This window comes from Lactobacillus sp. UMNPBX6 (assembly GCF_002553975.1).
Taxonomy (GTDB): Bacteria; Bacillota; Bacilli; order Lactobacillales; family Lactobacillaceae; genus Lactobacillus; species Lactobacillus gallinarum.
Genome location: NZ_PCZD01000008.1, coordinates 40,344 through 50,077 on the forward strand (window position 1 = coordinate 40,344; position 9,734 = coordinate 50,077).

Genomic DNA, 9,734 nt, shown 5'->3' on the forward strand with positions numbered 1-9,734 from the left:
GATGATTCTAGAGCTTTTTATTTTATTAAATTGTTTAACTCTAAAGGTATCATATTATAATCTTAAAGAAAGAGACCACATCATTATAAGTAATTCTCTTAGCATAATTTCTAAACATCACCAAGGAGTACCATATCTGAAGATGAAAACTAAAATAATATCAATAATACTTTTGATACTCATCGTCCCACCTATTCTTTTCTGTGTACTTAATTCTAGTTACGAGTTATACGTTAATCATCAAGAAAATATTGCATACAGTAAAATGCAATTAGTCTTGAGCCCGTAAAAGCTCGAATAAAATTCTTTCACATCTATGAATATAAAAGTTCATTTTCTAATCAAAAAACATTGAATAAGAATAGACAACTCTTCAACAAAGTTGGATATAAGATAGGCAAACATGATGATCTAGAAACGCCTTATAAATATTCAATCAGTGCCCTAAAATCAAACGGAAAATGGACAGTTTATATTAAAGAAGAACCGTTTGGCAAGGAAAAAAGTTATCGCGAAGATTGATTTAATTGCAACCTAATTTGCATCTAGTTTAGGAAAATATTAAAATTAAACTCAACTGAATATTTCATTTAGTGGTTGGGTTTTTATCAGAATAAAAGCTTTCAAGATTTGCTTCTTTGGGTCAAGAGGCACCTTGAAGGCTTTTTGCTTTTTTATAGAAAGGGAATACATGCATTTTTTAGGGGAATTAATCTTAATCCTATTAACTACAGTCTTATTAGGTCAGCTCTTTGCTCGCTTTAATATGCCTGCAGTTATCGGACAATTATTGTCAGGAATCTTACTTGGACCAGCTATCCTAAATTGGGTAACGCCAAACGATATTGTCAGTCTATTCTCAGAATTCGGGGTTATCCTGTTAATGTTCTTAGCAGGCCTGGAAAGTGACCTCGATTTACTAAAGAAATACTTCAAATTAAGTTTCACCGTCGCTAGTGTCGGGGTTATCTTACCAGTTGTCTTCATGGGAATTGCCAGCTACTTCTTCGGTATGAAGCCACTTGAGGCACTCTTTATCGGAATTGTCTTTGCGGCAACCAGTGTTTCAATTTCGGTTGTAGTATTGCAAGAAGCACGACAACTTCATACCCGTGCCGGTACAGCAATTTTAGGTGCGGCTGTAGTTGATGATATCTTAGCCGTAGTTGTTTTAAGTTTGTTCACTACTTTCAGTCACGAAGGCGGTAAGAGCGGTTTAACTAACAACTTCTTTATCAATATTTTGATTGAAATTGTCTACTTTGTAGTTGTTTGGGTCATCTTTAAGTTCGTTGCCCCATACTTTATGAAGGCTTCCGAAAAAATCGATGTTGACTACTCTGTAGTTATCGGTTCGCTTGTCTTAGCTTTAACTATGGCTTGGGCTGCCGACTTTGTTGGATTATCTGCCGTTGTAGGTGCATTCTTTGGTGGCTTGGCTATTAGACAGACGCCACAATATAAAGAAGTTCACTCTTCAGTTTCCGCAATCGGTTATGCGATCTTTATTCCGGTATTCTTTGCCGACATCGGTCTTTCAATGACCTTTGAGAGCTTCTTCAAGGATATTTGGTTCATTATCGTAATGACAATCTTAGCCCTCTTATCTAAATTCTGGGCTGGTAAATACTCAAGTGAAGTCTTCGGCTTTACTAAGAATGAGGGTAACATTGTAGGTGCCGGTATGATTTCTCGTGGTGAAGTTGCCTTAATCGTGGCACAGATCGGGATTACCCATCACCTCTTCCCTGAAGATATTTACTCAAGCTTGATTTTGGTAATCATCGTTACAACGGTACTTTCACCATTTATTTTGAATTATTTCATTAAGAAACAAAAAGATAGTAAAGAATTTATGTAAAAGAAAATCCTCGACAAAAACGTCGGGGATTTTTTCATGTTCGCTTATGAACGAATACTAGATTTTTTAATTATAAAACGTAGACACAATTTAGCCTACATAATATAATACTGTTAGGAGATGATGGAACATGTTACAAACACCAAATAATATTAAAGCAGTTACTGCTCGTGACTTACGTAATAACTTTAAAAAAATTGCTGATGACATTAATGACTATGATACTACAGTTATCGTTGCTCGTCCTAAAGACAAAAACGTCGTAATTATTTCACAAAAAGAATATGATTCATGGCAAGAGACCTCATATCTTCTAGGGACTAAGGCAAATCGTGATGCATTAGCGGAAGCTAAAGAATCGTTTGAAAATAAAGACACCCGAAACAAAATCTTAACTCCAGAAGAATTCGAGGCCCTAACTAAAGATGACGAAGCTTAACGTAAATTTTAACTATAATGCCTGGGATGAATATCTAGAGTGGAAGAAAGAAGATAAAAAAACTTCCAAGAAAATCGATAGCCTCATTAAAGATTGTCAACGCCATCCATTCACTGGAAAAGGAAAACCCGAACCTTTAAAGGCAAATTTAAGCGGTGCATGGTCTCGACAAATTAATCACAAAGATCGTATGGTTTATTCAGTTACGGCAACAGAACTTCAAATATGGCAACTAAAATATCACTATTCTAAATAGAAAATCCTCGACAAAAACGTCGGGGATTTTTTCATATTCTTAAACAAACTGTTCTAAATCGATTACTTGATCATATCTCTGTAACTCTTCTGGTTCATAATGGTGAATTACTTCCACAAAGGTCAAATCAGACTCTAACAAGTAATCATGAATCTGATCTGAGGTCTTTTTATCAAGGGATGCATTAATTTCATCAAGCAGCAACACTGGCCGCTTCATTAAAATGGCCCGAGCTAATTCAATTCTTGCCAGCTGCCCGCCTGATAATTGATCCGCATTATCCCCTAAAGAATAATCCCATCCCTTCTCTTTCACGATGGTGTCTAGTCCCAACTTGGTGCAGACTTCCATTACCATTTCCCGGGAAATATCTGCGTCTAGTGTCAAATTAAACCACAAGGTATCTGCAAAAATCACTGGACTTTGACTAGCGTATGAAAAGATATTAGCAAATTCTCCAGCCTTAGCTTGGCTATTATTCAAAATAATATCTTTAGCCTGACCGAATTCTCCTGTCATTAAATATTGCAAAAGCGTTGATTTCCCGGTACCCGATGGCCCAATAACTGCTACTTTTTGTTCAGCCTTAATCTTTAAATTAAGACGTCTAGCCAACTCCTGATCTTTTCTAATTAAAGTTAAATCATCCACTTCCAATTCACTAAAATCATTTTCAGAAACGTCTTCAGTTTTCTTGCCTTCGGCAATATACTTTTCAGCTTTAGCAACAATCTTTTTAGTAGTTGATAACTTATTGCGACCCTCTAAAATTGTCAAAATTGGATTAACAAAAGAATTCGACAACTGCACAATTGCAAATAATGCACCCAATGTAGTTTGTCCATTAACTACCATGTAAATCCCTACTAAGAATGGCACTGTAAAGGTAAACAAGTTAGCAATCAAGCTGACCCATGAAACTGTGTCCAAGTTCAGTAAATTCATCTTGCACAGTGCTGCTTCTAATTGGTTAACAAATACCCTACTCTTCTTAACAGCATTATCTTGCTTGCCATACAACTTGAATGTTGAACTACCAGTTAAAAAATTCTTGATATGACTAACATACTTATCATTGGCGTTGGTCCAATTTTCGGAAGCAGTTTGAATTTTCTTTTGAAAAAGGCTGGATACAATCATCGGTAAGCATGAACCTATTAGAAAAAGCAAGGTTACTAACCAGTTAACCGACAATGCATAGCCTAATGCAAAAATAATCATGTACGCTTGCATCATAATTTCAATTTCTGCATCAAAGCGATTAGTTTCTAAGAGCTTAAAATCTGTAGTTAGATAACCTAAGCTAGTAGTATTTTCATCACTAGATTGTTTAAGCATCCCTTTTAAGATGCCAAGCCGTAAAGTAGTATTTGCTTCCTGAATCGCACCTGTTTTTAAGCGATTGAAAATAAGTGAAGCTAAAAAGGTAATCAATAAGCCGCTAACAGCAATTAGCAAAATTTGCGGTAAGTCACTAAAGCTTCTTTGCGTAGCAATATTAGTCAATGCCTGCACCATATAAGCCACGATAATCTGTTGCATACTGGCAATTAAGCCGAAGATAATCATGCTGATGAATTTAGAATGTGAAGAGTATTTGTAAATCATATTTCTATCCCCCGTAACTTACCGTTATGTCACCATTTGAATTATCAATACTTAATACTCTTCGCGCCTTGTCATTTTTGCTGTAAGAGTCGCCTTTATTTGAACCATTTATCTCAACGTGTCCATTCGACGTATCCAGATCATAACCGCCAGCTGTACTATGATCGACCATAATATTACCATTTGAAAGATCAATTTCACCTTGACTAACAGCAACGCCTTGAACCGTAACGCTACCGTTAGAATCATCAATTTCAATATTTTTCAACTTTTCATCTGGCAGTTCAATCGTAATTTGCGGTACTGCAGAATGTTTTTTGAATAAGTCAAAGAGATTTCCATTAACTACCTTAATGCCATCTTTATCTTCAACAATTAATTGCTTATTCTTGACTTCAACTTTTGGAAGCAACTTATGTCTTCCCTCAAAAAGAACACGGTAATGATTGCCTTGTTTGACTTTAATATTTGCATTACTGGTATCAACTTTTACTTGATTAAATTTGCGGTTGGTTAAAACTTTTTGTACTACTTATTCTGAACTAGCTTTATTCATATCCTGCACCTTTAAAATTTCTAAGATAACTAACATAATTACAATAGCCAAAATTAACATTTTCATTCCTCTTTTCATTTCTATCCCTCGCTACTTGAATTGTTCTTAGTATCGCAGGATAATGAATGAAAATGTAAGGAATTTGCAGATCTGCAAATCGAGGTATGACATGTTTAAATATGGTTCAGTTTATAAAGATTTACGCAAAGAACAAGAAATCACGCAAACTGAGGCGTGCCAGGGAATTTGTTCAATTTCTAAACTTTCTCGCTGGGAAAACAACCAGGTAGAAGTAGAATTCAGTACGGCAATTGCGTTACTTAAGCGCATTAACATTACGCTAGATGAATTCACCGAACGTGCAAATATCGAAGCGGAATTTGAACTGCCTGATGAAATAATTGCGGCAATCAAGGATGAAGACGTTCCCGTATTACGTAAATACGTGCAGGCTCATTTAGCTAAATATCACGCTAGCAAAAACATCCTTGAATTAAAGAATATTATGCTAGTCTGTAACCAACTGCTTTTAATTGAGGGGAAGAATTACTTGACCACTGCTGATATTCAAAGAATTGGTTCTTACTTACTGCACACAACAGTTTGGTCAAAATATAATATTATCTTGTTTGCCAATTCACCTTTCTTGTTGAATTCCGAAATTGGTTTCAAGATCGCTATGCGAATCGTTCATAACTTTGACCAAGTGAACGATTTGAGGGATAATCTCACAATCTTTATGGGCGGTCTCTCGGACACTGTTATTGCTTTTATCTTTAAAAAGAAACTAGACTATGCACAACAGCTATTAGATGAATTGCGTAGGGTTGAACTTCCGCCTCATTTCATGTTCTTTGATCTCTCCTTAACCTTTTTACAACGGGTCATCGACTATTGTCATACTGGAGATGAACAGCCCGTTCTAGCAATATTCAATAATTTGATACAATTAAACTGCTCACAACATGCACAACAATTATTAGAAGCCTTCAAGGATGTTAAACAAATTTGGGAGGACGATGAATGAATTCTACAGAGAAAATACGCTTAGCTAAAAAGATTCCCGCAATCATTGCAATTATTGCCTGGGTCATAACTATTATTTTCATGGCAGTCAAAATTTACGGCTGGATGCAAGATCCACACCTACCTGCTATCCATGATCAATTTGTTGCTATTATTGGCTTTATTCCATTAGTTAGTGGTTTTCATCCTGGCATTTGGAGCTTTGATATTGCGGTCCTTGCCACTATTGTTTGGCTAATTTTGCGTTCTTTTTATGGAAAAGAAAATCGTTCCCACTAACGTGAAAACGATTTTTCGTGTTCGCTTGTGAACGTATATTTGGATTTAGTATAATTTTATCTGTAGAAAAGCTGAAGCGGTGGCTATCCTTGAAGGAGATGGTGCTTATGAGTGATTTTTGACTCATGCCAACATCCTAATAGAAAGGAGACGCCTCGTGTCTGTATCAGACGCGTTGCAACTAATGTTAGATTTTGGCTCATTATATACTTCTAAAAAATACTTTATGATTGAGGGATAGGATGAAGAAAATTAAAGAAGATCTATTAGGCAGTATCATCGGTGGTGTAATTCTATTAATCGGTCTTAAGTTTATCAATTTAATTCCCTGGTCATGGCTACAAACTGGCATTAAGATTGGATTATTCTACATTGTAATTGATATTGTTTGTCTGTTATGGAAGCTTTATAAGTTCAAGAAAATATCTAAATCTGAATTAATCAATGACAAAATTGAATAACTAAAAAGGCTCCAATTGGAGCCTTTTACTATGGAGTCAAACATTATTTCAATAATTTTACCAGATTCTTACTCGTTGCTCTGGATCTAGCCACATACCATCGTTTTCACTGACATTGAATGCTTCATAAAATTCATCCAAACATTGAGCCGCAACGTTAGCTCTCATCTCTCCAGGAGCATGTGGATCAAGTTCTGCCAAGGTCTGTCTAACCTCAGCTCCCATCTTTCTACGCCAGATACGTGCCCAATTTTCAAACAATTCGGTCAAATTACCTTTTTCTTCGGCACATGCCTTAACGGCAGCAGTCAATCCACCGAGATCTGCGACATTTTCTCCCACGGTTTGATGACCATTGACTTTGGTTCTTCCAATCTGGATTCCATCAAATAGCTTTACTTCAGCTTGTGCTAATTCAGCAAATTTTTCGAAATCTTCTTTTGACCACCAATCACGTAAATTACCTTTTTCATCAAATTTAGAACCATTCGGATCAAAAGCATGACTAATTTCATGAGCAATTACAGCACCGATACCACCATAGTTTTCACTACTGGTATTCTCAGAACTGTAAAATGGTGCTTGAAAAATAGCAGCAGGGAAAGTAATGTCATTATTAGTAGGTGCATACCCAGCGTTAATGATCATCGCAGGCATATCTTCAGCCCAAAGTTGACGATCAAATTTTTGGTTCAATTTTGTAATGTTAAATGCTTGCTTAGTTTGTCTAATCTTACGAATGCTATCGTACAAATTATTACCGAGAGTAATTTGATCGTAGACCTCTGGCAGCTTAGTAGGATATCCGATTTTAACTTTAAGTGTGCTTAACTTTTTAAGTGCTTCTTTTTTTGTTGCTTCAGATAACCAATCATTATTTTTAAGTCGTTCATTGTAGACCGAAATCATGTGGTAAGTCATCTGTTCAACGTCTTTTTTGGCTTTATCACCGAAGTAATTCTTCCCATAGTAGACACCAACAAATTCACCTAACTCATCTGCGGTAATTCCATATGCTTGCTTAGCAGATGAGCTTAACTCTTGGATACCATAAACTGCTTGAGAATAGGGAAAGTTTGCTTCACGTAATTCTCGAGAAAGATAATTGGCATATCCATATGCAAATTTCACGATCATCCATGACTTAAGTTCAGCAAAGTGTGCATCATTAACTACTTCATTAATATGCTCAAAAAGTTTAGGTTCAGTAACGATGATTTTATCTACTTTTTGTTTGGCTAAAATTTGATTTAAGAAGTTCCCCATCTCAAATTCTTTAAACTGGTTAACAAAATCTTTAAGGTAGTATGGATTATACATCGCCGCAAAGTCGTTATTTTCCTCTTGAGATTTGATTAATGGAGCAAGCTTTTGATCAAAAGCAACTGCCTGTTCAGCATACATCTCACTATCATCTTCACCAAAACCGATTAACTCTAATACATGCTTCATCTGTTTCGCAAAGACGCCCAATAACTTTTTAGCATTATCTTTATTCTGATAACTGGAAGCATCAGGCAAGACTAATCCCGGAGCTGCAAAATAAAAAGCGTTTTGATCAGTATCTTTAAGATCTTGGTCAACTTCAAATGCAAATGGTAATTTAAAATCTTGCTTAAACAATTGTGCAGCTTGCTCATTCAAATCAGCAAAAGATTGCAACTCAAGTAACCGTTGTAAATCTTTTTTAATTGGTTTTGCACCAAGATCATTTCTTGTTTTCATGTTGGCTGCTTGTTCATAAAGCTTTACCACTTTATCAAAGTTAGCAATTTGAGGTAAAGCCTTTTTACCATTCATAAAGTCAGCCAAGTCTTTTCTAAGCTTTTTCTTTACTTTTATATCAAGTTCTCTAAAACCACCGATATAAGGTTGATCAGCAGGAATTTGCGTTTTTTCCATCCAGTTTGAATTAATTGCCAAGTATAAGTTATCTTGAGGACGTGTCTTAGTGTTGGGAACAGTGACATCACCAATGCCACCTCGAATATTAAAATGTTTCATTCTTAATTACCTCTTATTCTTACTCTGTTTTTTTACAATTATTACATATGAGAATTAAATTAAATCAATGACATGACATATTGCGTAAGTGAGCTATTTACTTGAGTTCTTGAAAGGAAACTTACAACTGATATTGTTCTGTAATCTTTATTATTCTTCATAATGTTTAACTCCTTTGTTTTAATGTTGATTTAATCTTAGCAAGGAATTAAAATTATTTTTAAAAATTTCGTATTTGACATTTTTTGAGGTGATTTGTTGATGACAATTGGTGAGCTATTGAAGCAATACCGTATTGAACAAGGAAAAAAGCAAAAAGAATTTATTGCCGGAGTTGTTAGTCCTTCTTATTATTCCAAGATAGAAAAAGATACCCATCGCATTACAGCAGAAGATCTGTTAGCAATTTTAAACAAGAATAAAATTGCACCAGCAGATTTTTTCAAGAAAATGAATAAAGTTAATCGAGACCGGGATACTCAAACTGATTATTTTAGTACAGAAATAGATACTGCATACTATGCAAATGATCGTGAGCGTATCCAAAATCTATTGAAAGAAATTGAAAACAGTAAGCTAGATAAAGACACAAAGGCAACTATTCTTTTAGTAACAAAAGGCACCTTAGAATCAATAAAAAAGCCTGACAAAGAGCCTGACAATGAATTGCGCCAGGAATTAAAGGATAAGATCTTCTCTATTCCTAACTTTAATCGCTTTAAATTTGAACTGTATACGAATTTTATGCCCTTCTATGACCTAGACAGCAATGTCGTAATTACTAAGAACATCATTAAACAATTTAAAAACGGTGATGATAAGAAAACCAAAATGGAATTGCCTGGTTTAATTTTCAATATTGTTAGTCAAGCTATCGAAAATAATCGTTATGATGTTGCTAAATATTTCATTGAAGAAGAAAAATCAATGCAGACGGGGTATCAAAATTTTTTGTTCAAAGATGCACTAGTTGTAATGGAAAATTTGGTTGCATATCATGACGACCATGATTCTAAACACATAGATACTTGCATGCTAGTCTATAAAAATATGAAGTTGGCAGGGATGCCCGCTTTTGCTGAACAGGCCAAAGAATTCGTTGAACAATATAAAGATCAACAGTCTTCATATCGCTAGCATTTAACTCAATTTAATTGCAGTTTTTGACTTGATTTCATATAATAATAAATAGAGTAGAGGGAGTTTAATTCTCGCCCCTCTCATTGCACCGGACGTACGGTTCC

At 35.2% G+C, this 9,734-nt stretch carries 10 protein-coding genes and 1 other annotated feature; of the genes, 7 read left to right on the forward strand and 3 right to left on the reverse strand.

The annotated features are described in order from the left end of the window. Window positions 1-595 precede the first annotated feature (595 nt). Window positions 596-652 (forward strand) — a sequence feature (sodium ion sensor (DUF1646 type); this cis-regulatory element may regulate processes involved in with the transportation of sodium ions). Window positions 653-691: 39 nt separating this feature from the next. From CP357_RS02595 to CP357_RS02605, 3 genes are all read left to right on the forward strand, one after another. Beyond that, on the forward strand, window positions 692-1,861 hold the full coding sequence (locus CP357_RS02595; RefSeq protein ID WP_025005990.1) for a cation:proton antiporter: 1,170 nt from the start codon (window positions 692-694) through the stop codon (window positions 1,859-1,861). Between the two features lie 130 nt (window positions 1,862-1,991). Beyond that, the gene (locus CP357_RS02600; RefSeq protein ID WP_003625002.1) at window positions 1,992-2,300 is read left to right on the forward strand and encodes a type II toxin-antitoxin system Phd/YefM family antitoxin; all 309 of its coding nucleotides are present in this window, start codon (window positions 1,992-1,994) and stop codon (window positions 2,298-2,300) included. After that, window positions 2,287-2,556, forward strand: a complete 270-nt coding sequence (locus CP357_RS02605) for a Txe/YoeB family addiction module toxin (RefSeq protein WP_087176272.1) — start codon at window positions 2,287-2,289, stop codon at window positions 2,554-2,556. Before CP357_RS02600 ends, CP357_RS02605 begins: the two co-directional genes overlap by 14 nt. A gap of 39 nt (window positions 2,557-2,595) precedes the next feature. On the opposite strand, the gene CP357_RS02610 is transcribed toward CP357_RS02605, so the two are convergent. Both CP357_RS02610 and CP357_RS02615 read right to left on the reverse strand, forming a co-directional pair. Continuing rightward, window positions 2,596-4,164 (reverse strand): ABC transporter ATP-binding protein, encoded by a 1,569-nt coding sequence (locus CP357_RS02610; RefSeq protein WP_098036468.1) that lies wholly within the window; start codon window positions 4,162-4,164, stop codon window positions 2,596-2,598. 4 nt (window positions 4,165-4,168) lie between these two features. Continuing rightward, a complete protein-coding gene (locus CP357_RS02615; RefSeq protein WP_233187194.1) occupies window positions 4,169-4,630 on the reverse strand; it encodes a DUF4097 family beta strand repeat-containing protein in 462 nt (153 codons plus the stop codon). 259 nt (window positions 4,631-4,889) lie between these two features. Here CP357_RS02615 and CP357_RS02620 point away from each other — a divergent pair, with 259 nt between their 5' ends. From CP357_RS02620 to CP357_RS02630, 3 genes are all read left to right on the forward strand, one after another. Then, window positions 4,890-5,747 (forward strand): helix-turn-helix domain-containing protein, encoded by an 858-nt coding sequence (locus tag CP357_RS02620; protein ID WP_098036469.1) that lies wholly within the window; start codon window positions 4,890-4,892, stop codon window positions 5,745-5,747. Then, a complete protein-coding gene (locus CP357_RS02625; RefSeq protein ID WP_098036470.1) occupies window positions 5,744-6,025 on the forward strand; it encodes a hypothetical protein in 282 nt (93 codons plus the stop codon). The genes CP357_RS02620 and CP357_RS02625 overlap by 4 nt, the downstream gene beginning before the upstream one ends. Before the next feature lie 242 nt (window positions 6,026-6,267). Further along, a complete protein-coding gene (locus tag CP357_RS02630) occupies window positions 6,268-6,486 on the forward strand; it encodes a hypothetical protein (RefSeq protein WP_025005996.1) in 219 nt (72 codons plus the stop codon). A gap of 57 nt (window positions 6,487-6,543) precedes the next feature. Here CP357_RS02630 and CP357_RS02635 read toward each other — a convergent pair whose 3' ends face one another. Beyond that, window positions 6,544-8,490 carry a M13 family metallopeptidase gene (locus tag CP357_RS02635; RefSeq protein WP_098036471.1) on the reverse strand — a complete coding sequence of 649 codons (1,947 nt, stop codon included), beginning with the start codon at window positions 8,488-8,490 and terminating at the stop codon, window positions 6,544-6,546. Window positions 8,491-8,751: 261 nt separating this feature from the next. Between CP357_RS02635 and CP357_RS02640 the strand changes: the two genes are divergently transcribed. Then, window positions 8,752-9,627, forward strand: coding sequence for a helix-turn-helix domain-containing protein (locus CP357_RS02640; protein ID WP_098036472.1), 876 nt, complete (start codon window positions 8,752-8,754; stop codon window positions 9,625-9,627). The last annotated feature ends 107 nt before the right edge of the window (window positions 9,628-9,734 follow it).

What these genes read in the sequence shown, in the direction of transcription:
- CP357_RS02605 (WP_087176272.1), top strand. Translation starts at nt 2,287, where the DNA reads ATGACGAAGCTTAACGTAAATTTTAACTATAATGCCTGGGATGAATAT.
- CP357_RS02610 (WP_098036468.1), bottom strand. Translation starts at nt 4,164, where the DNA reads ATGATTTACAAATACTCTTCACATTCTAAATTCATCAGCATGATTATC.
- CP357_RS02620 (WP_098036469.1), top strand. Translation starts at nt 4,890, where the DNA reads ATGTTTAAATATGGTTCAGTTTATAAAGATTTACGCAAAGAACAAGAA.
- CP357_RS02595 (WP_025005990.1), top strand. Translation starts at nt 692, where the DNA reads ATGCATTTTTTAGGGGAATTAATCTTAATCCTATTAACTACAGTCTTA.
- CP357_RS02600 (WP_003625002.1), top strand. Translation starts at nt 1,992, where the DNA reads ATGTTACAAACACCAAATAATATTAAAGCAGTTACTGCTCGTGACTTA.
- CP357_RS02630 (WP_025005996.1), top strand. Translation starts at nt 6,268, where the DNA reads ATGAAGAAAATTAAAGAAGATCTATTAGGCAGTATCATCGGTGGTGTA.
- CP357_RS02635 (WP_098036471.1), bottom strand. Translation starts at nt 8,490, where the DNA reads ATGAAACATTTTAATATTCGAGGTGGCATTGGTGATGTCACTGTTCCC.
- CP357_RS02640 (WP_098036472.1), top strand. Translation starts at nt 8,752, where the DNA reads ATGACAATTGGTGAGCTATTGAAGCAATACCGTATTGAACAAGGAAAA.
- CP357_RS02625 (WP_098036470.1), top strand. Translation starts at nt 5,744, where the DNA reads ATGAATTCTACAGAGAAAATACGCTTAGCTAAAAAGATTCCCGCAATC.